This is a genomic window from Pseudomonas lactucae (assembly GCF_036688725.1).
GTDB lineage: Bacteria > Pseudomonadota > Gammaproteobacteria > Pseudomonadales > Pseudomonadaceae > Aquipseudomonas > Aquipseudomonas lactucae.
Map to the genome: position 1 here is coordinate 314,041 of NZ_JAQQPT010000002.1, position 19,526 is coordinate 333,566.

Annotated in this window: 21 protein-coding genes; 11 read left to right on the forward strand and 10 right to left on the reverse strand. The window is 60.0% G+C overall.

The window, feature by feature from the left end:
* The first annotated feature begins 41 nt into the window (after positions 1 to 41).
* On the forward strand, positions 42 to 224 hold the full coding sequence (locus V6M90_RS30065; RefSeq protein ID WP_042944456.1) for a DUF6896 domain-containing protein: 183 nt from the start codon (positions 42 to 44) through the stop codon (positions 222 to 224).
* Between the two features lie 184 nt (positions 225 to 408).
* On the opposite strand, the gene hemB is transcribed toward V6M90_RS30065, so the two are convergent.
* The 3 genes from hemB to V6M90_RS03225 all read right to left on the reverse strand — a co-directional run bounded on the left by hemB (position 409) and on the right by V6M90_RS03225 (position 3,043).
* Positions 409 to 1,383 carry a porphobilinogen synthase gene (gene hemB / locus V6M90_RS03215; protein ID WP_003173062.1) on the reverse strand — a complete coding sequence of 325 codons (975 nt, stop codon included), beginning with the start codon at positions 1,381 to 1,383 and terminating at the stop codon, positions 409 to 411.
* Positions 1,384 to 1,499: 116 nt separating this feature from the next.
* The gene (locus V6M90_RS03220; RefSeq protein ID WP_332846066.1) at positions 1,500 to 2,342 is read right to left on the reverse strand and encodes a PhzF family phenazine biosynthesis protein; all 843 of its coding nucleotides are present in this window, start codon (positions 2,340 to 2,342) and stop codon (positions 1,500 to 1,502) included.
* A gap of 2 nt (positions 2,343 to 2,344) precedes the next feature.
* The gene (locus V6M90_RS03225) at positions 2,345 to 3,043 is read right to left on the reverse strand and encodes a glutathione S-transferase N-terminal domain-containing protein (protein WP_003173060.1); all 699 of its coding nucleotides are present in this window, start codon (positions 3,041 to 3,043) and stop codon (positions 2,345 to 2,347) included.
* A gap of 254 nt (positions 3,044 to 3,297) precedes the next feature.
* Here V6M90_RS03225 and V6M90_RS03230 point away from each other — a divergent pair, with 254 nt between their 5' ends.
* On the forward strand, positions 3,298 to 3,999 hold the full coding sequence (locus tag V6M90_RS03230; protein ID WP_003173059.1) for a hypothetical protein: 702 nt from the start codon (positions 3,298 to 3,300) through the stop codon (positions 3,997 to 3,999).
* Positions 4,000 to 4,044: 45 nt separating this feature from the next.
* The gene (locus V6M90_RS03235; RefSeq protein ID WP_003173058.1) at positions 4,045 to 5,100 is read left to right on the forward strand and encodes a permease; all 1,056 of its coding nucleotides are present in this window, start codon (positions 4,045 to 4,047) and stop codon (positions 5,098 to 5,100) included.
* A gap of 42 nt (positions 5,101 to 5,142) precedes the next feature.
* Here V6M90_RS03235 and mnmH read toward each other — a convergent pair whose 3' ends face one another.
* Positions 5,143 to 6,246, reverse strand: a complete 1,104-nt coding sequence (gene mnmH, locus V6M90_RS03240) for a tRNA 2-selenouridine(34) synthase MnmH (protein WP_332846067.1) — start codon at positions 6,244 to 6,246, stop codon at positions 5,143 to 5,145.
* Positions 6,246 to 7,280 (reverse strand): selenide, water dikinase SelD, encoded by a 1,035-nt coding sequence (gene selD / locus V6M90_RS03245; RefSeq protein WP_003173056.1) that lies wholly within the window; start codon positions 7,278 to 7,280, stop codon positions 6,246 to 6,248. The genes mnmH and selD overlap by 1 nt, the downstream gene beginning before the upstream one ends.
* Positions 7,281 to 7,492: 212 nt before the next feature.
* On the opposite strand from selD, the gene V6M90_RS03250 reads away from it, so the two are divergent.
* Entirely contained in the window at positions 7,493 to 9,958 is a 2,466-nt protein-coding gene (locus V6M90_RS03250; protein WP_141064987.1) for an Ig-like domain-containing protein, read from the forward strand.
* A gap of 123 nt (positions 9,959 to 10,081) precedes the next feature.
* On the opposite strand, the gene V6M90_RS03255 is transcribed toward V6M90_RS03250, so the two are convergent.
* Complete coding sequence (locus V6M90_RS03255) at positions 10,082 to 10,831, reverse strand: TerC family protein (RefSeq protein WP_003173053.1); 750 nt, start codon at positions 10,829 to 10,831, stop codon at positions 10,082 to 10,084.
* 28 nt (positions 10,832 to 10,859) lie between these two features.
* Entirely contained in the window at positions 10,860 to 11,111 is a 252-nt protein-coding gene (locus V6M90_RS03260) for a hypothetical protein (protein ID WP_003173052.1), read from the reverse strand.
* A 133-nt stretch (positions 11,112 to 11,244) separates the two neighbouring features.
* Between V6M90_RS03260 and nhaR the strand changes: the two genes are divergently transcribed.
* The gene (gene nhaR, locus V6M90_RS03265) at positions 11,245 to 12,147 is read left to right on the forward strand and encodes a transcriptional activator NhaR (protein WP_332846068.1); all 903 of its coding nucleotides are present in this window, start codon (positions 11,245 to 11,247) and stop codon (positions 12,145 to 12,147) included.
* Positions 12,148 to 12,308: 161 nt separating this feature from the next.
* A complete protein-coding gene (gene sstT, locus V6M90_RS03270; RefSeq protein WP_003173050.1) occupies positions 12,309 to 13,529 on the forward strand; it encodes a serine/threonine transporter SstT in 1,221 nt (406 codons plus the stop codon).
* A gap of 68 nt (positions 13,530 to 13,597) precedes the next feature.
* On the opposite strand, the gene V6M90_RS03275 is transcribed toward sstT, so the two are convergent.
* The gene (locus V6M90_RS03275; protein ID WP_003173049.1) at positions 13,598 to 14,107 is read right to left on the reverse strand and encodes a DUF1993 domain-containing protein; all 510 of its coding nucleotides are present in this window, start codon (positions 14,105 to 14,107) and stop codon (positions 13,598 to 13,600) included.
* Between the two features lie 119 nt (positions 14,108 to 14,226).
* On the opposite strand from V6M90_RS03275, the gene V6M90_RS03280 reads away from it, so the two are divergent.
* Positions 14,227 to 14,874, forward strand: a complete 648-nt coding sequence (locus V6M90_RS03280) for a YceH family protein (protein WP_003173048.1) — start codon at positions 14,227 to 14,229, stop codon at positions 14,872 to 14,874.
* A 73-nt stretch (positions 14,875 to 14,947) separates the two neighbouring features.
* On the opposite strand, the gene V6M90_RS03285 is transcribed toward V6M90_RS03280, so the two are convergent.
* The gene (locus tag V6M90_RS03285; protein WP_003173046.1) at positions 14,948 to 15,766 is read right to left on the reverse strand and encodes a shikimate 5-dehydrogenase; all 819 of its coding nucleotides are present in this window, start codon (positions 15,764 to 15,766) and stop codon (positions 14,948 to 14,950) included.
* Between the two features lie 156 nt (positions 15,767 to 15,922).
* Between V6M90_RS03285 and V6M90_RS03290 the strand changes: the two genes are divergently transcribed.
* The 3 genes from V6M90_RS03290 to V6M90_RS03300 all read left to right on the forward strand — a co-directional run bounded on the left by V6M90_RS03290 (position 15,923) and on the right by V6M90_RS03300 (position 16,980).
* Entirely contained in the window at positions 15,923 to 16,276 is a 354-nt protein-coding gene (locus tag V6M90_RS03290) for a hypothetical protein (RefSeq protein WP_003173045.1), read from the forward strand.
* Between the two features lie 235 nt (positions 16,277 to 16,511).
* Positions 16,512 to 16,706 (forward strand): hypothetical protein, encoded by a 195-nt coding sequence (locus V6M90_RS03295; RefSeq protein ID WP_003173044.1) that lies wholly within the window; start codon positions 16,512 to 16,514, stop codon positions 16,704 to 16,706.
* A 91-nt stretch (positions 16,707 to 16,797) separates the two neighbouring features.
* The gene (locus V6M90_RS03300) at positions 16,798 to 16,980 is read left to right on the forward strand and encodes a hypothetical protein (protein ID WP_003173043.1); all 183 of its coding nucleotides are present in this window, start codon (positions 16,798 to 16,800) and stop codon (positions 16,978 to 16,980) included.
* Between the two features lie 3 nt (positions 16,981 to 16,983).
* Here the strand turns inward: V6M90_RS03300 and V6M90_RS03305 are convergent, their stop codons facing one another.
* Positions 16,984 to 18,051 carry an AI-2E family transporter gene (locus V6M90_RS03305; protein WP_141064984.1) on the reverse strand — a complete coding sequence of 356 codons (1,068 nt, stop codon included), beginning with the start codon at positions 18,049 to 18,051 and terminating at the stop codon, positions 16,984 to 16,986.
* 159 nt (positions 18,052 to 18,210) lie between these two features.
* On the opposite strand from V6M90_RS03305, the gene trhP reads away from it, so the two are divergent.
* Positions 18,211 to 19,524 (forward strand): prephenate-dependent tRNA uridine(34) hydroxylase TrhP, encoded by a 1,314-nt coding sequence (gene trhP, locus V6M90_RS03310; protein ID WP_003173041.1) that lies wholly within the window; start codon positions 18,211 to 18,213, stop codon positions 19,522 to 19,524.
* Positions 19,525 to 19,526: the final 2 nt, after the last annotated feature.

A 19,526-nucleotide genomic window follows, 5' to 3' on the forward strand; every position in this document is an offset into this window, starting at 1 on the left:
CTCGCCCAAACATCCAGCGTCAACATCGGATAAAGATATCCTTGCAGATTCAAGGTGATTTTGACTCTTGGAGGTTGTATATGTACGCATGCGAAGTACCGCACAAGTACCAAAAGCACACTAATAAAGAGCATCTAGAACTTGAGTTCAGCGAGTACCTGAAAAAGGGTAAAGCCAAAAAATCCAATGGATTCATGTCCAACTTATACTTCATGCAACCTTGACTGCTCGGTCTGTTCCAGGGACAGGCCGTCAATCACTTATCCTCATGTCCCTCCAACGGCAAATATAACCACGGCGCAAGTCAGGGCAAAGTAGCTTTTTAGATAGATCGGCGATGTTGGGTTTGGGGCTGCTGCGCAGCCCAACGGGAGCAAGCTCCCTCACCACAGGGGATAGACGTCGGTTTTAGATCCCAGCCAACGCCAAATCCATCGCAAAGTACGTAAAAATCAAATCCGCCCCCGCGCGCTTGATAGAGCCCAGGGTCTCGCGCACCACACGAGCCTCATCAATCGCCCCCGCCTGGGCACCGAACTTGATCATCGCGTATTCACCGCTTACCTGATACGCCGCCACCGGCAGGCGTGAGGCCTCGCGGATGTCGCGGATGATGTCGAGGTAGGCACCGGCTGGTTTGACCATCAGGGCGTCCGCGCCTTCCTGTTCGTCGAGCAGCGATTCGCGTACGGCTTCGCGGCGGTTCATCGGGTTCATCTGGTAGCTTTTGCGGTCGCCCTTGAGCGCGCTACCGCCGGCTTCGCGGAAGGGGCCGTAGAGGGCCGAGGCGAATTTGGTCGAGTAGGCCATGATCGGAATATGGATGAAACCGGCGTCATCCAGGGCGCGGCGGATCGCCTGGACCTGGCCGTCCATGGCGGCCGAGGGGGCGATCACGTCGGCACCGGCGCGGGCGGCGGCCACGGCTTGTTTGCCGAGGTTGACCAGGGTCGCGTCGTTGTCGACATGGGCGCCGTGCATCACGCCGCAGTGGCCGTGGTCGGTGTATTCGCAGAAGCAGGTGTCGGACATCACGACCATTTCCGGCACCGCGTCCTTGATGATCGAGGACATGCGCGAGACCAGGCCGCGTTCTTTCCAGGTGTCGCTGCCGCTGGCGTCCAGGTGGTGGGACACGCCAAAGGTCATTACCGATTTGATGCCGGCGCGGGCATACCGCTCGATCTCGCCGGCCAGTTTTTTCTCGGGGATGCGCTGCACACCCGGCATGCTGGTGATCGGGACGAAGTCGTCGATTTCTTCTTCAACAAAAATCGGCAGTACCAGGTCGTTGAGGGTGAACTCGGATTCCTGGAACAGACCACGCAGCTCCGGGGAGCGGCGCAGGCGGCGTGGGCGGGCTTGAGGGAACTGGCTGGTCATGGTTTTCCTGACTTAAAGACAAAAACTTTGGGGCGAAAGCTTATGCCCCCAAACCCTGGCAACACAAATGCCCAAGGACCAACAGTGTATTGCGCGGTCGGTAATAATTCATTGATCTAGAGCCGTAGACGGCCTTCGATGCACACCGCGACGGCGCCGCCGACCCAGATTTCCTCGCCCTGGCGTTCAATGTGGATACGCCCGGCACGCCCCATGGCCGTGCCCTGGCTGACGATATAACACGCCGGCGCCAGGCCCTCACCGAGCAACCATTGGGCAACCCCGGCATTCAGGCTGCCGGTGGCCGGGTCTTCCGGGGCACCGTCGCCGGCGATAAAACCGCGCACTTCAAAGTGTGCGTCCACGTCGTCGTGCGCCGGGTCGCACGGGGCGACTACGCCTACCGCGAGGCCAAGCAGTTGCGCATAGTCCGGCTGCAGATCAAGCACCGCCTGGCGATCAGCCAACATCACCGCCAGCCAACCGGCGCCGTTGTCCACCCACTGGCTGCGCACGATTGCCCCCGGCGCAAGGTTCAATGCCTGGCGCACGCGTTCGAGCACATCATCTTCCACCGGTCCCGCGCGCAACAACGGCGGTGCGATAAATGCCAGCCCGTCGCCTTGACGACGGATACGCACCAGGCCAATTTCGCACTCCTGGATGATCTCCTCGCCTTGGGGCACCCCGCCCGCTTGCAGCCAGGCGTGGCAACTGCCCAGTGTCGGGTGCCCGGCGAACGGCAGCTCCTGGACGGTGGTAAAAATTCTTACCCGGTAGTCAGCCCTTGGATCGCGTGGCGTCAGCAAAAACGTGGTTTCGCTGAGGTTGGTCCAATTGGCGAAGTCGGCCATCTGCCGGTCGCTGAGGCTGTCGGCCCCCAATACCACCGCCAATGGGTTGCCTTTGAGCGGCACACGGCTGAAGACATCCAGTTGTTTGAAATCAAAAGTCGGCATGCTCAGCTCGGAATATTCAGGCCACGGATCACCGCAGGCCGGGCGATAAACCCATCCAGCGCGCGCAGTACGTTGGGGAAGTCGGCGATGCCCACCAGGTCACCCGACTCGTAGAAGCCGATCAGGTTCCGGATCCACGGGAAGGTCGCAATATCGGCGATGCTGTAGTCATCGCCCATGATCCAGGTGCGGCCGAGCAGACGTTTTTCCAGCACTTGCAGCAAGCGGCGGGACTCGGCGGCGTAACGGTCGCGGGGGCGTTTGTCTTCGTAGTCCTTGCCGGCGAATTTATTGAAAAAACCCAACTGGCCGAACATCGGGCCGATGCCGCCCATCTGGAACATCAGCCATTGAATCGTTTCATAACGTGTCGCGGGATCTTCGGAGAGCAACCGGCTGGTTTTTTCCGCCAGGTAGATCAGGATCGCGCCGGACTCAAACAGCGCCAGCGGCTGGCCGGCCGGGCCATCGGGGTCGATGATCGCGGGAATTTTGTTGTTGGGGTTCAGGGACAGGAACTCGGGGGACAATTGGTCCTGGGTCTCGAAACTGACCTTGTGCGCCTCATAAGGCAGGCCCAGCTCTTCAAGCATGATCGAGACTTTTACCCCGTTGGGCGTGGGCAGCGAGTACAGTTGCAGGCGCTCAGGGTGCTGGGCAGGCCATTTGCTGTTGATCGGGAAAGCGGCAAGTGCGTTCATCGGGACGACCCCAGGGGCAGAAAGCCTCCATGATAGTCACCTGGACGCTGTCCTGCATGGGTCATCAATGCGCAACATCAGCCGGCTATTATCCCGCACGGGCGAACCAATACGTCCTCGTGCACTCTTATGTGCGCTTATCGGGTGAACGGAGGCACCTCAGCTGTATCGACAGGGAATACCACAAGACGCCCAGGCGTCATTGGGGCCAGGCTTGTCAGCCTTAACGTGACGCATGAAGACTCGAACCTACAATGACGATCAAGCCTCTGCGCCTTGTGCAACGCCTGAGACACTATGCCTACATCATGCTGCCGCTGTTGCTGGTCAGCGGCGCCATGGTCGCTGCCCTCGACGCCCGTGAAAGCCGCGCCCAACCCGTAGACGGCGTACAAACCCTGGTGTTCCTGCGCCACGGCGAAAAACCCGCCGGCGGCCTGGGCCAACTCAATTGCCAGGGCCTGAACCGTGCGATGAACCTGGCCACGGTATTGCCAGAGAAATTCGGCAAGGCCGACTTCGTGTTCGCCGCCAACCCGACGCGCAATGTAGAGGAAGGCGAGCGGGATAACTCCTACAGCTACATCCGCCCACTGATGACCATCAGTCCCAGCGCCATCAAGCTGGGCCTGCCGGTGAATATCAAATTCTCGGCGAATGACACCAGTGACCTGGCCGATGAGCTGGTCGAAGACAAATATCACAACGCCACAATCTATACCGCCTGGTCCCACGGCTACCTGCCGGAATTGATCAACAAAGTGGCGAGTGAAGCCTCGGGTGAAAAACACACAATCACCGAAGATTGGTCCGGCAATGACTACGACACGCTGTACGTCCTGACGCTGACCTGGCACAACGGCAAGGCCTCGCTGTTGAGCCGCAACTACAAGCAAGGCTTGAATGACGGCGACCAAACCTGTCCGGAACCCACACAGGTGAGCGCCGAGGGCTGAGAGCGTATGATGCGTCGCTATTGACTCATCTGCGGATCATCACCCATGTCCAACCTCACCTCCATCCAGCCCAACCGGGGTTGGTCATTCTGGTGGAAACCAGCGCTGTTCCTGCTGGTCGCCTGCGTCGGCCTCTACTACGTGAAGTGGTCGCCCTACTACTTCAAGGCGTTTGCCGCGGCGGATAACCACAGCATCGGCGCCTCGATTCTCAATGATCAACAAAGCTCACCCCTGGCGGCAGCGCTGGCCTATGCCCAGGTGTATTTCCTGGCGATCTGGAAAGCCGCCGTACTGGCGGTGATCCTTGGCTCCCTTTTGCAGGTATTGATCCCTCGTGACTGGCTGCTGCGCCTGTTCGGCCGCGCCGGGCTGGGTTCGACCGTGCGCGGCGGGCTGTTCGCCTTGCCAGGCATGATGTGCAGTTGCTGCGCAGCACCGGTGGCGGCGGGCATGCGTCGCCAGCAGGTATCGGTGGGCGCGGCGCTGGCCTTCTGGATCGCCAACCCGGTGCTCAACCCGGCCACCCTGGTGTTCATGGGTTTTGTGCTGGGCTGGGGCTTTACCGCGTTGCGGCTGGTGGCGGGGATTGTGCTGGTGGTGGGTGTGTCGCTGGTGGCGCAGCGCATTGCCCGACCGGAGCAAGTGCCGGAGGCGGCGCTGGACGCGGTAGCCGAAGTCAGCACCCTGGAATCGCAACCGTTCCTCAGCCGCTGGTTGCGCACCCTCTGGCAGCTGTTCTGGAGCACCATCCCGGTCTATATCCTGGCGGTGCTGGTGCTGGGCGCGGCGCGTGTGTGGCTGTTCCCCCACGTGGACGGCGCGATGGCCAACAGCCTGATATGGCTGGTGCCGTTGGCGATTGTCGGCACGCTGTTTGTGATTCCTACAGCGGCGGAGATCCCTATCGTACAAACCATGATGACCCTGGGCATGGGCACCGGCCCGGCCGTGGCCTTGCTGATGACCCTGCCGAGCGTGAGCCTGCCGTCACTGCTGATGCTGCGCAAGGACTTCGATGCGCGGGTGCTGGTGACGGTGGCGGGGTTGACCATGCTGGTGGGTGTGGTCTGCGGGTTGATCGGGGCGGTGATTCTGTAGGCATTGCATGAATGCCCGCATAGCACCAACACATAAATATGCTTATGCAGAGCGCCCGTTTCTATGGTGCAGATACTCCAACACAGCGCCCTGCTCCCCGACAAATTCGATACGCGCGCCTTTGCTTTCACGCTGGAAGGCGTACATCGGGTCGTAGTACTCGCGCAATAGGCCTTCGATCCAGCCACGATGCAGGTCCACCGCGCCGCTGCGTGCCTGTTCGGCCAAGGCATCCTGCATGATCGCGTGCAACCGCTGGAAGCGTTCACCGCCAAGGCGCTTGTGGATATTGGCCAGGCTCTGGGTCAGGCGTTCGGCAAACAGCGCGTGGCCGTTTTCGCCAAACACCCCGATAAACTCCGCACACAGCTCCACCACATAGTCGCGCAGGATGCGTTCCACGCGGCCTTCGACGCTGTCCTCCAGCCACACCATCGAATACGTCTGCATGCCCTTGTGCAGCGGCAATGGCAATGCACAGCTGCCGATCATGCGGCTCTCGTCCTCGACCACAAATTGCTCGATACCCGCCGCGCGCTTTTTAAGCAGGTCCACCGCCAGGCGGTTTTCGAAGTCGATGTTGGACGGCTGCGTCGTGGCGCGCTTGCCGAAACTGGAGCCGCGATGGTTGGCGTGGCCTTCCAGGTCCAGGGCGTTATGCAGTTGACCGAGCACTTCGGTCTTGCCGGTGCCGGTCATGCCGCCCAACAACACGAAGTCACACTGGGCCGTGGCCTGCTCAATGGTTTCCACCAGGAAGGTACGCATAGCCTTGTAGCCACCGCCCACCCGCGGGTAGTCGATGCCGGCTTCGGTTTTCAGCCATTGCTGCACGATCTGCGAACGCAAGCCGCCACGAAAGCAGTACAAGTAACCGTTGGGGTTGGCCTGGGCGAACTGCGCCCACTGTTCGACACGTTTGGCCTTGATCGCCCCGGACACCAGCTCATGCCCCAGCACGATTGCCGCTTGCTGGCCCTGCTGCTTGTAGCAGGTGCCGACCCGCTGGCGCTCGTCATCGGTCATCAGCGGCAGGTTCATCACGCCGGGGAACGCGCCCTTGGTGAATTCGACCGGCGCGCGGGTATCCATCATCGGCCGGTCGTTGAGGAAGATATCGCGGTAATCGGTGATGTCCGTCGCCATCAAATCACCTCTACCGCGTTGCTCTGTCGCTCAACCAACGCGCCGATCGGCTCAAGGTTCAGGCCCAGTTCGGCGGCCACCGCGTGGAATTCGGCATCGCCTTGCGGGGTGACGGCGATCAGCAGGCCGCCGCTGGTCTGCGGGTCGCACAGCACACGCTTGTGCAACTCCTGCAAACGTCCCAGCTTGCTGGCATAGCTGTCGAAGTTGCGCAAAGTGCCGCCGGGCACGCAGCCCTGCTCCAGGTAGTACTCGACCCCTGGCAGGCGTGGGACTTTTTCATATTCGATACGGGCAGTCAGGCCGCTGCCGTCAGCCATTTCCACCAAGTGGCCCAACAGGCCGAAACCGGTGACATCGGTCATGGCGGTCACGCCGGCCAGTTTGCCGAAGCGGCTGCCTGGTTTGTTGAGGGTGCACATCCAATCACGGGCCAGGCCGATATCGGACTCGCGCAGCTTGCCCTTCTTTTCGGCGGTGGTGAGGATGCCGATGCCCAGGGGCTTGGTCAGGTAAAGCTTGCAGCCGGCGGTGGCGGTGTCGTTGCGCTTCATATGGCGCTTTTGCACGATGCCGGTCACGGCCAGGCCGAAGATCGGCTCCGGCGCGTCGATGGAATGCCCACCCGCCAAGGGGATACCGGCCGCGTCGCACACGGAACGGCCGCCACGGATCACTTCCCGGGCAATTTCCGGCGCCAGTACGTTCACCGGCCAGCCAAGAATGGCGATAGCCATCAACGGGTCGCCGCCCATGGCGTAGATGTCGCTGATCGCATTGGTGGCGGCGATGCGGCCGAAATCGAAGGGATCATCGACAATCGGCATGAAAAAGTCGGTGGTGGAGACCACGCCGCGTTCGTCATCGATGGCGTACACCGCCGCATCGTCACGGGAGGCGTTGCCCACCCACAGGTTGGGGTCGAGGTTCTGTGCGCCGCTGCCGGCGAGGATCACTTCCAGTACTTGCGGCGAAATCTTGCAGCCGCAACCCGCGCCGTGGCTGTACTGGGTAAGACGAATCGGCTCGTTCATGGTGGACCTCAAGCTATCAAGTGCGCCGATTCTACCAGACAGCAAAAGGCCGGCTGGGCTCTTGTGAGCACCGCCAGCCGTGAGACGAGTCCGAGCCGTTTTTTTTGAGACAGGTCTTAGCGTTTAGCCGTGTTGAAACGGGCACAAATGTACCTGTGACTCGGGGGGGTCATAACTATTTATTCTCTCTATATTATTGGCGATAAGACCTTATGGACTCAAAGAAGAAGCATGCAGATGGCCGTGACAACGCTGAACGCGTTATCGATCACACCCAGGTGAGCCAAACGCTTCACGGCACAGCCAGTGCCCACTCGTTAGTCGAAATCCATGACACCTCCAACAATTGGCTGGGATCCACTCTGACCGATGCCAGTGGACAATGGGCTTATACATCGGACCAGCCGGTCAACGAACACGGGCAAACCTTCAAGGTTTTCATAGACGGCCAGGCCACCCAGGATTATTTGATCGACGTTGTGACCTCGGCTTCCGACCTGACACCGTTCGCTATTGCTGCGCCAGACATCATGTCGGATGAGGTCAGCCCGCAATTGCAGGTTGCACTCAATCCTCCATCTGCCGCCGAAAGCGTCTCGGTACACACCGATGTTACGAGCCTGAGCATAACGGCAGCACCGACCATCGAAAGCGCGCTCGATGAGGCAGGACTTGAGACCGGGCGAGTCGAAAGCGGTGCCACGATTGACGATACACGCCCTACCTTTTCAGGGAAAAGTGAGGCCATCGGCACATTCGTTGAGATCCATCACAATGGCCAATACCTGACCTCCGCGCGTGTTCTCCAGTCAGGCCAATGGTTCGCTCGCATCCCGGCCGATAGCGCGCTCGAACCCGGTGAGCATACGTTCGTCGTCATCGATAGCACGGGCCAACCGTCGGAACCTTTTACGCTGACCATCAGCGTTCCTGAATCTTCAAGGCCCGTGATTGATTCGGTGTTCGACAACGTCGGTGTGGTCGGGGATATCGCAAACGGCGCAACAACAGACGATGCCTCGCCCACCGTCCATGGCCGTGGCGAGCCGGGCACACAAATGTTTCTGTATAACGGTACCGTCGTTATCGGCTCGGATATCGTCCGTGCTGATGGTACTTATACGATACACGCTGACCGCCCTCTGACACCGGGTGAGCATACCTTGACGGTCGTCGCCAACCGTATTGCATCGCAACCGTTCACGCTGACCGTGGCAGATACGGAGCCGTTCACCAAACCGCTGATCGAGTCAGCGTTTGACAATTTCGGCCAGGTCGGTGAAATCGCCAACGGCGGTGTAACCGATGACGCCACGCCAACCTTGTCGGGTAAAACCGCCCCCTTTGTACAAGTGGCCATTTACGATGGCAGCACCCGTGTAGGTTATGCCTTGAGCGGTCCGGATGGCAGCTGGTCGTTCCCGGTGCCTACCTTGAGCCAAGGCGAGCACTCGTTCACTGCGGTCATCAAAACAAATATCGGCACCCCACTCAGTTCCGAACCGTTCACACTGATCATCGGCGCACCGGACTTAGCCAAGCCGCTGATCGAACTGGCATATGACAACTTCGGCAAAGAAAGCGAAGTCGCCAATGGCGGTGTCACCGATGACGCGACACCGACGCTGAAGGGCAAGGCTGAACCCTATACAAACGTGGCCATCTACGAGGGCAGCACCCGTGTGGGTTACGCCTTCAGCGGCTCGGACGGCAGTTGGTCGTTCCAAGTGCCAACCCTGAGCCAGGGTGAACACGTATTCACCGTGGTGACTGCTGGGGTCACTTCCGATCCGTTCACGCTGACTATTGGCGCACCGGACGCTATCAAACCGGAGATTACCTCCGTGGTCGACAATATCGGGGGAGTGACTGAGCTTGCCAGCAACGACACCACGGATGATACCCGGCCAACATTCCATGGCAGAGGCGAGCCGGGTACCATCCTTACTGTTCATGACTACGATAAGAAAGTCGGTCAAGTATTAGTGGATCAGGATGGTAACTGGACGTATACGGGTGAATTCAACAAGCTGAGCCAAGGCCTGCACAGCTTCACCTTCGTCGGCGATGGCGTAACTTCCGAGCCCTTTGTTTTGAATGTGGAGGGGGCACCTGATACTCGCACGCCGCAAATCGATAGCGCATTCGATAAGGTAGGTATTGAGACTGGACCCGTCGCCAGCGATTCGACCATTGACGATAATCGCCCGGTATTCAGTGGGCAGGCAGAACCGGACTCAGTCGTGTTTGTGTATGGCCCCGGTGGGTTTATGGATACCGTCCCAGCCGACACTAATGGCAGGTGGACGTTCCAACCCCACGATTTTCAAGCGTTGGAACCTGGAACACACACTTTTACCGTCATTTCCGATGGCCTGACCTCCGAGCCCTTTGTGTTGCATGTTGAAGCCGCCGCACACGCAGCGCCACTGTTGGCCAACCCGGCAGAGCCCGGATTACCAGCCTTGTCGGATCTGCTGCAGATCACTTCCGAGTTGTTCACCGCCGAAGCTGACCTTCCGGTACTAAGCGAAAACGTCGAACTGTCTCTCGTTGGGTTTGATGGCAGTCTGAATGACGGTTTACCCGTGACCGACACAGCAAAGGGTAACCTTGTGCTTTCACCTCAGTTCATTACACAAACATGGCAGCAAGACACTACCTATCAGGTAGTTTAAGGCGATAAGCCGGCCGTTCCGCAACGGGACGGCTGGCGCGGCTTAAGCAAGCAAAGGTTTCAATCGCACAACAAAAAGCCGGCTGAGCTCCAAGGAGCAAAGCCGGCTTTTTAATTTCAGCCCCTACTGCCGAGCAGCAAGCAAACGCTTATGGCGATTGCGCCGTGCAATGTTCAAGCACTCGATGGCCGCCGAGAAGGCCATGGCTGCGTACACGTAGCCTTTAGGCACATGGGCACCGAAGCCTTCGGCGATCAGCGTCATGCCGATCATGATCAGGAAGCCCAGGGCCAGCATCACCACGGTCGGATTGTCGTTGATGAACTTGGCCAGCGGTTCAGCCGCTACCAGCATCACGATCACCGAAGTCACCACGGCAATGATCATGATCGGCAAGTGCTCGGTCATGCCCACGGCGGTAATGATGCTGTCGATGGAGAACACCAGGTCAAGCAACAGGATCTGCCCGATCGCCGCCGCAAAACCGATGGTCACGACGTTGCTGGTGCTGGTCTTCTCTTCCGGCTCCGGGTCCATGCTGTGGTGGATCTCGGTGGTGGCCTTCCATACCAGGAACAGGCCGCCGGCGATCAGGATCATGTCCTTCCAGGAAAACGCCTGGCCGAACACTTCGAACACCGGCGTCGTCAGTTGCACGATAAACGCGATGGTGCTCAACAAGCCCAGGCGCAGGACCAACGCCATGCTGATACCGATGCGCCGCGCCTTGGCCCGGTGCTGCTCGGGCAATTTGTTGGTGAGGATCGAGATGAAGATCAGGTTATCGATGCCCAGCACGATTTCCATGACGATCAGGGTGGCCAGCGCGATCCACGCGGTGGGGCTGGCGGCCAGTTGTAAAAGGTAATCCATAGGTCAGTCCTGACGTTGTACTGGGAGATTAGGTTTCTTTAGTGTTCGATTCGGATTCGTTTGTTTCCTGCTCATCCTTTTTTTGCGGATTGATCAGGTCTTGCGTCGCTTCGCTCAACGCCTGCTCCGCGGCCTTCTGGGTATCGTCGATCGCTTGCTTGGCCGATTCGGAGGCTTTACCCAGCACTTGCTGTGCGCTTTTTTCGACCTGATCGCAACCGCCGATCATCATCAATGAAAGCGCAAGCAACGACGCCGCGCCCAGGGAATTGAGTTTCATGATGTATTCCTCGTTATAACCCTTGGGTCCAAATAGTGGCCCCGCGATAGCGAGGCATTCTATGCAGATGAACAGTTCAGTAAAATTCGTATTTTTCTCGCTTATACTTCGGTTTTTACGAAGTGAGGCAACCATGCTCAATTACCGACAACTGCACTACTTCTGGGTCGTGGCCAAGACTGGCAGCATCGTGCGCGCCTGCGAGCAGCTGAACCTCACCCCCCAAACCATCAGCGGGCAGATCAGCCTGCTGGAGCAGACCTTCGGTATCGCCCTGTTTCAACGGGTCGGCCGCCAGCTTGAGCTGACCGAAGCCGGGCGCCAGGCCCTGCCCTATGCCGAGCAGATGTTCCAGACCGGCAATGAATTGGAGGCGATGCTGCGCGCGCAGCCCAACGAACAGCAGATTGTGTTCCGGGTCGGGGTGGCGGACGTGGTGCCCAAATCCATCGTCTACCGCTTGATCGCGCCAACCATGGAGCTCAGCGAGCCGCTGCGCATTACCTGCCGCGAAGACAAGCTCGAACGGTTATTGGCCGACTTGGCGATTCAGCGCCTGGACCTGGTGATTTCCGACAGTCCCATGCCCTCGCACCTGGACATCAAGGGCTATAGCCAGAAACTGGGGGAATGCGGCATCAGCTTTTTTGCCACCCAGGCATTGGCTGACCAACACAGCGGCGACTTCCCACACTGCCTGCATCGCGCACCGCTGCTGATTCCGGGTGCGGAGACGGTAGTCCGCAGCCGTCTGCAACGCTGGTTCGCCGAGCAGCAGATCCAGCCGCGGATCATCGGCGAATTCGACGACAGCGCTCTGATGCAGGCCTTTGGCCAATCCGGCAGCGGGATTTTTATCGCCCCCAGCGTGATTGCCGATGAAGTGGTGCGCCAGTATGGCGTGGCACTGATCGGCCAGACCGATGCGGTTACCGAGTCGTTCTATGCGATCTCCGTGGAGCGTAAGGTCAAGCATCCTGGCATCGTGGCGATTACCGAAGGTGCAAGACGGGAACTGTTTACTGCCCTGCCGTGACGGCAATGTAGGGCACGGCAAGCAAGTCCGACGGCCGTGGGTGACGGAATGTCACAGCGAATAGGACGCTTCGTACAGCGTGCTAGACTTCGCGCCTGCTTCCTACAGCGCTTTCCTCCTGCAATGCTGCGCCCTACTAAAAAAACTAGAGACATCCCTTTATGACTGCTGCCCCTTCCCTCTTGCAACGACTCATGCGCGTCAGCCTGGTCACACAAATCGTTATCGGCCTGATTGCCGGCATCCTGTTGGCCCTGTTGGTGCCCGAGGCGGCCAGAGCCACTGGTTTTATTGGCAAAGTGTTTGTCACCGCGCTGAAAGCCGTGGCGCCGATCCTGGTGTTCGTGTTGGTCATGGCCTCGATCGCCAACCATAAACACGGCCAGGAAACCCACATCAAGCCGATCCTGTTCCTGTATTTGCTCGGCACTTTTGCCGCGGCCGTGGTCGCGGTAGTCGCCAGCATGTGGTTCCCCTCGTCGCTGGTGCTGGCCACCCACGACGCTACCGTCAGCGCCCCCGGCGGCATCGGCGAGGTGCTGCAAAGCCTGCTGCTCAGCGTGGTGGACAACCCGGTGAGCGCACTGATGAACGCGAACTTCATCGGCATCCTGGCGTGGGCCATCGGTATGGGCATTGCCATTCGCCATGCGGGCGTTACCACCCGCACCGTGCTGGATGACCTGTCCAACGGCGTCACGCTGATCGTACGCGTGGTGATCCGCTTTGCGCCGCTGGGGATCTTCGGCCTGGTGGCCTCGACCCTGGCCACTTCCGGCTTCGGCGCCCTGCTCGGCTACGCGCACTTGCTGGTGGTGCTGATCGGCTGCATGCTGTTTGTTGCCTTGGTGATCAACCCGGCCATCGTGTTCTGGAAACTGCGCCGCAACCCTTACCCGCTGGTGTTGATGTGCCTGCGCGAAAGCGGCATCACCGCGTTCTTTACCCGCAGTTCGGCGGCGAATATCCCGGTCAACCTGGCGTTGAGCAAACGCCTGGGCTTGCATGAAGACACCTACTCGGTATCGATCCCGCTGGGCGCGACCATCAACATGGCCGGTGCCGCCATCACCATCACCGTGCTGACCCTGGCGGCCGTGCACACCCTGGGCATCAACGTCGACCTGCCGACCGCCGTGCTGCTCAGTGTGGTCGCGGCCGTGTGCGCCTGCGGGGCTTCCGGTGTGGCCGGTGGCTCGCTGCTGTTGATTCCACTGGCGTGCAGCCTGTTCGGCATTCCGAGTGAAATCGCCATGCAGGTGGTGGCCGTTGGCTTCATCATCGGCGTGTTGCAGGACTCGGCGGAAACCGCGCTCAACTCCTCCACCGATGTGCTGTTCACCGCTGCCGCATGCCTGGGCAAGGAAGAACAAGCGGCTTAACCGCCGGCTATAAAAAAGCCCGGTGCGGTTCTTGAATGAACCGCACCGGGCTTTTTTTGACTGGATGCTTAGAAAGCGCCCATGTAATCGCGCTTGCCCACTTCCACACCGTTGTGACGCAGCAAGGCGTAGGTAGTGGTGACGTGGAAGAAGAACTGCGGCAGGCCGTAGGACAGCAGGTAGGACTGGCCGCTGAAGCGCTTCTCTTTCGGCGTGCCTGGGCGGGTGATGATCTCGATGCCTTCCTTGCCGTCGACTTGCTCGGGCTTGATGGTGTCGACGAAGGCCAGGACCTTGGCGATCAGCGCTTGCAGGTCGGCGAAGGTCACTTCGCTGTCATCGTATTTAGGCACTTCGATCTCGGCCAGGCGCGCGGACACGCCCTTGGCGAAGTCGACGGCGATCTGCACCTGGCGCACCAGCGGGAACATGTCCGGGAACAGGCGCGCCTGCAGCAGGGCGTTGGGCTCGATGTTCTTGGCTGTGGCATGGGCTTCGGCTTTGCTCAGCACATCGCTCAGGGCGTTGAGCATTTGCTTGAAGACTGGGATGGAAGCGGCATAGAGGGAAATAGTCATGACAGTCTCATCGGTAATGGCAGGGTTGGAACCAGCGGCGATTATAGCCATGCCGAGCGCTTGTCTTTTATTTTTTCAAGGATAGGCTAAAGGCCTTCACTGCATAGGGAACGCGCGCGATGACCGCCGAGCACGACACCGACACCCCTGAGCCGCGCCTGAACAGCACGGAAATCCGCCTCCTGGGCTGCCTGATCGAAAAACAGGCGACCAACCCCGAAACCTACCCCCTGACGCTCAACGCCCTGGTGCTGGCCTGCAACCAGAAAACCAGCCGCGAGCCGGTGATGAACCTTAGCCAGGGCCAGGTCGGCCAGAGCCTGCGCGTATTGGAAGGCCAAGGCTTTACCCGCCTGGTGATGGGCAGCCGCGCCGACCGCTGGGAACATCGCGTGGACAAGGCGCTGGAGTTGGTGCCGGCTCAGGTGATCCTGATTGGGCTGTTGTTCTTGCGCGGCCCGCAGACCGTCAACGAACTGCTGACCCGCAGCGGGCGCATGCATGATTTCGAAGATGCCGAGCAAGTGGTGCATCAGCTCGAACGCCTGATCTCACGCGGGCTGGCGGTACTGGTGCCGCGCCAGGCCGGACAGCGGGAGGACCGCTATACCCATGCGCTGGGCGACCCGGCGGATATTGAGGTGATCATGGCCGCGCGCGGGAATCCGGTGGAGCGCGGGGCTGGAGTGTCCGTGGACCGTATTGAAGAACTGGAAGCGCGAATTGCGGCGCTGGAAGAACGCTTGGCGCAGTTGGAACAGGCGTAATACAGGCAAAAATGTGGGAGGGGCGGTGCGACGATTCGACTTGCCCCCTCCCACTTTTGGCTATCAGTGCCCTTCAGCTTCGGGCAAACGCCACGGCTTTTTCGAACTGCTCCTGGGTCGGCCGCACACCGGTATAAAGCACAAACTGCTCCAGCGCCTGGATCGCAATCACTTCCAGCCCGGTAATCACCCGCTTGCCCTTGGCCCGGCCCCGCACAATCAACGGCGTTTCGGCGGGGATCGCCACCACATCGAATACTGTTTCGGCTTTATCGATAGCGTCGGCCTCAAATGCCAACGCATCCGCCTCCGCCCCGCCGGTCATGCCGATCGGCGTGACGTTGATCAGCATCCGTGGGCGCAACCCGCCAAGGTCGGTTTGCCACTCGTACCCCAGGTTCTGCGCCAATCTGCGCCCCGCCGCCTCGTTGCGCGCCACGATCACACCGTTGGCATAACCACCGTCACGCAAGGCACTGGCCACGGCCTTGGCCATGCCGCCGCTGCCGCGCAGGGCAAAGGTCGAGTCCTTGGGCACCGCATGCTTGCCGAGCAATTGCTCAACGGCGATGTAATCCGTGTTGTAGGCCTTGAGATGGCCGTTGGTATTGACGATGGTATTCAGCGAGTCAATCGCTTGAACCGAAGCGTCGAGTTCGTCCACCAAGGCAATGGCGGCCTCCTTGAACGGCATGGACACCCCGCAACCCCGAACGCCCAACGCCCGGATACCACTGATCGCGCCGGGCAAATCGTGGCTGCTGAAGGCCTTATAGTAAAAATTCAGACCCAACTGTTCATACAGGTGGTTATGAAATCGCAGGCCGAAATTCCCAGGGCGGGCCGACAGCGACATGCACAGCTGGGTGTCCTTGTTGGGGTGCATCTGCATGGAAAACTCCTTTGAGTAAGCAAATCGGTACAGACCTTACACAACCTTTACCTAGCGGCTGTGCTGTTTTTCAGAAATACGTTGTCTTAAAAGTATCCCCGCGACATTACTTGAGTCTATTGATTGCAGACCACAAGCGCAGGGGCTAACCGAGGAATGACCATGAATCGTAAAATCCCCAGGATCGCCTTGCTTATCGGTGCACTCGCCATGGCAGGCCAAGCCTCCGCCCACGGCGGTGGATGGGCTGGCCCGGCCGCCTTGGGTGCGTTGGTCGGCGCCGCCGTTGTGGGCTCCGTGGTTGCCAGCCAACCCCGCGAGGTGTATGTGCAACAGCCCGTGTATGTGCAACCGCAGCCGGTGTATGCCGCGCCCCCGCCGGTGTACTACGCACCGCCGCCGCCAGTGTATGTGCAGCAAGAGGTGTATTACCGCCCGGCGCCGGTCTATTACGGTCCACCTCGTGGCTACTACGGCCCTCCGCACGGCTACTACCGCCGCGGCTGGTAAATGCCAGGCATGACGTACGAAACAGGCCTCGCCCGCACGCGGGGCCTTTTTTTGCCTGTGAAGTCCGGATTTATCGTGCGAAGGTCGCTATGAGGACAATGGCCTGGCGCCAATCCCACATGATCAAGGTCCAAAGTCTACTTGCCCGATAGGGGCTCGCGCTGTCATGTTTGTGTCACGACTCACTCTCACTATTCGACCCTGTCCACCCAATAACAACAAGGACGACTGAACCATGCCCACACAAAACCCGCACCGCACCGCTGGCCTCTGTACGTCCAGCAAGGTTTACAGCGCACTCACCGAACTCAAGCACCTGGAAGGTCACCGCAGCGCGAAATTCCTGGCGTTGCTGGCGGAAAACCTGGTGCGCAAGGGCCTGCTCAACGAGCAGGAAGTCGTGAGCATGCTCGATCAGGTAGTCGACTGACGCCTGGCATTGATGTCGACTATCGAGCCAGGTGATTTTTCCTCAGCCGCCTGGTCTCGTAAGGTGGCCTCCATAGCGATTGGAGGTATGTATGCCCACTGTTCAAATCATGTCCGTCATCGGCAGCGCCGTCCCCGCCCCGCTTCGAGCGTCGGGCTTGCTCGCCTGCTGGTACCTGGTACGCGACGGCGAGGCCATCAGCGGCCCGCTCACGTCGCTGTCGGCCGCTGAAAAACAGCTGCAGCAAGCCTCGAACTTCCGGCTCCACGCCTGAGGTTCAAGGTAACGGCAGTTTGACCCGCGGCTTGCTCTCGACAAACAGCGCCCAACTGGACATGAACAGCGCCGCCACCAGCGGCCCGATCACAAACCCGTTGAGGCCGAACACCGACAGGCCGCCCAGGGTCGAGATCAGGATCAGGTAGTCCGGCATCTTGGTGTCCTTGCCAACCAGGATCGGGCGCAGCACGTTATCCACCAACCCGATCACAAACACGCCGAACAGGCCCAGCACCACGCCCTGCCAGATCGAGCCGCTCAACAGGAAGTAAGCCGCCACCGGCGCCCAGACAATCCCCGCCCCCACCGCCGGCAGCAGCGACAGAAACGCCATCAACACCGCCCAGAGCAACGCACTGGGGATATCCAGGAACCAGAAGATCAAGCCACCCAGGGCGCCTTGGGTCACGGCCACCAACACATTGCCCTTGACCGTTGCGCGCACCACGCGGTTGAACTTGAGTTGCAACCGACGCTTTTGCGGTTCGGCCAGCGGCACCGCCGTGCGCACCTTGCGCACCAGTTCCGGGCCGTCGCGCAGCAGGAAGAACAGCAGATACAACATGATGAAAAAGCTCACCAGGAAATCAAACGTGCCCTGGCCGAAGCTGAATGCCTGGGTGGCGAAGAATTGACTGCCCTGCATCGCGCTCTTGACGATCTTTTCGCGCAGCCCTTCCAGGTTGCCCAAGCCGAAACGGTCCAGCAGGTGCTGGAAATAGGGCGGCAGAAAGTGCTTGAACTGCTCGATATACCCGGCCACGTCCAGCTTGCCGCTCTCGACGTTCTTGTACAGCGTCGCGCCCTCCTGCACCAGCAAGGCGCTGGTGATGATGACCGGCAGAATCGCGATCACCAGGCACACCATCAAGGTAGTCAGTGAGGTGAGGTTGCGGTTCCAGCCGAATCGCTGCTGCAGGCGGCGCTGCAGCGGCGCAAAGATGATACCCAGGATGACCGCCCAGAACACTGCGCCGTAGAACGGCAGCAATATCCAGATAAAGGCGACGGTCACCAGGACCAGTAGCAACAACAGGGTCTTGAATTGCAGGTTGGTTTGGTTCATGTCCGGTCCATGTCAGAAAGCTCGGCGCGCACGCGCCCTGCTGCTTAGTCCGTGGCAAATCCTGCGAGTGCCATCTTTGTTGCGGTAAGCGTAGACCCAGATCAATAAACCCTTCGGCGCCGCCCGGTACCCTCGCGACCTTTTACGACTCGAATTTCCATGCCTCTGCTCCTTCCTCCCGAACTGCTCGCCCCCGCCGGCACCCTGAAAAACATGCGCTACGCCTTCGCCTACGGCGCCGATGCGGTGTACGCCGGCCAACCGCGCTACAGCCTGCGCGTGCGCAACAACGAATTTGACCACGCCAACCTGGCCCTGGGTATCGACGAAGCCCACGCACAAGACAAGCGCTTCTACGTGGTGGTGAACATCGCGCCGCACAACGCCAAGCTCAAGACCTTCCTCAAGGACCTGGCCCCGGTGATCGCCATGGGCCCGGATGCGCTGATCATGTCCGACCCGGGGCTGATCATGCTGGTGCGCCGGCACTTCCCCCAGATGCCGATTCACTTGTCGGTGCAGGCCAATACGGTGAACTGGGCCAGCGTCGAGTTCTGGCAGCAACAAGGGATTTGCCGGGTGATCCTGTCGCGGGAGCTGTCCCTTGAAGAGATCAGCGAAATCCGCCAGCAGGTGCCGGCCATGGAGCTGGAGGTATTTGTGCACGGCGCCTTGTGCATGGCCTATTCCGGGCGTTGCCTATTGTCGGGCTATATGAACAAGCGCGATGCCAACCAGGGCAGTTGCACCAACGCGTGCCGCTGGAAATACCAGGCCACGCCGGCGGTGGAAAACACCACGGGGGACATCGTCCAGGCGTATGAGCCCACACTCGGGATTGGCACGCCGACCGACCAAGTGTTCCTGCTGCAGGAAGCCAACCGTCCCGATGAGCATATGCCCGCGTTCGAAGACGAGCACGGCACCTACATCATGAACGCCAAGGACCTGCGCGCGGTGCAGCACGTGGAGCGCCTGACCCATATGGGCGTGCACTCGCTGAAGATCGAAGGCCGCACCAAATCGCACTTCTACTGCGCGCGCACCACCCAGGTGTATCGCCGGGCGATTGATGATGCCGTGGCCGGACGCGCGTTTGATCGCGCCTTGATGACAGACCTTGAGTCCCTGGCCCAGCGCGGTTACACCGAAGGCTTCCTGCGCCGCCATGTGCACGATGAATACCAGAACTACCAGAACGGCAGCTCAGTGTCGGAGCGCCAGCAGTTTGTCGGCGAGTTGACCGGCGAACGCCGCGGCGAGCTGGCCGAGGTCAAAGTGAAGAACCGCTTTGCCCTGGGCAACCACCTGGAGTTGATGACGCCCACCGGCAACCTTCACTTTGATCTGGACACCCTGCACAACAGCCAGGGGCAAGCCATCGAGGTGGCGCCGGGGGACGGGCACACGGTGTATGTGCGCGTTCCGGCGCAGATGGACCTGCGTTTTGCGCTGCTGATGCGCGATGTCTGAGG

Bases quoted from the DNA above. Each gene is read 5' to 3' on its own strand.
- V6M90_RS03220 (WP_332846066.1), bottom strand. From the start codon at position 2,342: ATGCCGACTTTTGATTTCAAACAACTGGATGTCTTCAGCCGTGTGCCG.
- V6M90_RS03300 (WP_003173043.1), top strand. From the start codon at position 16,798: ATGCCCACTGTTCAAATCATGTCCGTCATCGGCAGCGCCGTCCCCGCC.
- sstT (WP_003173050.1), top strand. From the start codon at position 12,309: ATGACTGCTGCCCCTTCCCTCTTGCAACGACTCATGCGCGTCAGCCTG.
- V6M90_RS03260 (WP_003173052.1), bottom strand. From the start codon at position 11,111: ATGAAACTCAATTCCCTGGGCGCGGCGTCGTTGCTTGCGCTTTCATTG.
- V6M90_RS03225 (WP_003173060.1), bottom strand. From the start codon at position 3,043: ATGAACGCACTTGCCGCTTTCCCGATCAACAGCAAATGGCCTGCCCAG.
- V6M90_RS03255 (WP_003173053.1), bottom strand. From the start codon at position 10,831: ATGGATTACCTTTTACAACTGGCCGCCAGCCCCACCGCGTGGATCGCG.
- mnmH (WP_332846067.1), bottom strand. From the start codon at position 6,246: ATGGCGACGGACATCACCGATTACCGCGATATCTTCCTCAACGACCGG.
- V6M90_RS03230 (WP_003173059.1), top strand. From the start codon at position 3,298: ATGACGATCAAGCCTCTGCGCCTTGTGCAACGCCTGAGACACTATGCC.
- V6M90_RS03250 (WP_141064987.1), top strand. From the start codon at position 7,493: ATGGACTCAAAGAAGAAGCATGCAGATGGCCGTGACAACGCTGAACGC.
- V6M90_RS03280 (WP_003173048.1), top strand. From the start codon at position 14,227: ATGACCGCCGAGCACGACACCGACACCCCTGAGCCGCGCCTGAACAGC.
- V6M90_RS03295 (WP_003173044.1), top strand. From the start codon at position 16,512: ATGCCCACACAAAACCCGCACCGCACCGCTGGCCTCTGTACGTCCAGC.
- nhaR (WP_332846068.1), top strand. From the start codon at position 11,245: ATGCTCAATTACCGACAACTGCACTACTTCTGGGTCGTGGCCAAGACT.
- hemB (WP_003173062.1), bottom strand. From the start codon at position 1,383: ATGACCAGCCAGTTCCCTCAAGCCCGCCCACGCCGCCTGCGCCGCTCC.
- V6M90_RS03290 (WP_003173045.1), top strand. From the start codon at position 15,923: ATGACCATGAATCGTAAAATCCCCAGGATCGCCTTGCTTATCGGTGCA.
- V6M90_RS03285 (WP_003173046.1), bottom strand. From the start codon at position 15,766: ATGCAGATGCACCCCAACAAGGACACCCAGCTGTGCATGTCGCTGTCG.
- trhP (WP_003173041.1), top strand. From the start codon at position 18,211: ATGCCTCTGCTCCTTCCTCCCGAACTGCTCGCCCCCGCCGGCACCCTG.
- V6M90_RS03235 (WP_003173058.1), top strand. From the start codon at position 4,045: ATGTCCAACCTCACCTCCATCCAGCCCAACCGGGGTTGGTCATTCTGG.
- V6M90_RS03305 (WP_141064984.1), bottom strand. From the start codon at position 18,051: ATGAACCAAACCAACCTGCAATTCAAGACCCTGTTGTTGCTACTGGTC.
- V6M90_RS03275 (WP_003173049.1), bottom strand. From the start codon at position 14,107: ATGACTATTTCCCTCTATGCCGCTTCCATCCCAGTCTTCAAGCAAATG.
- selD (WP_003173056.1), bottom strand. From the start codon at position 7,280: ATGAACGAGCCGATTCGTCTTACCCAGTACAGCCACGGCGCGGGTTGC.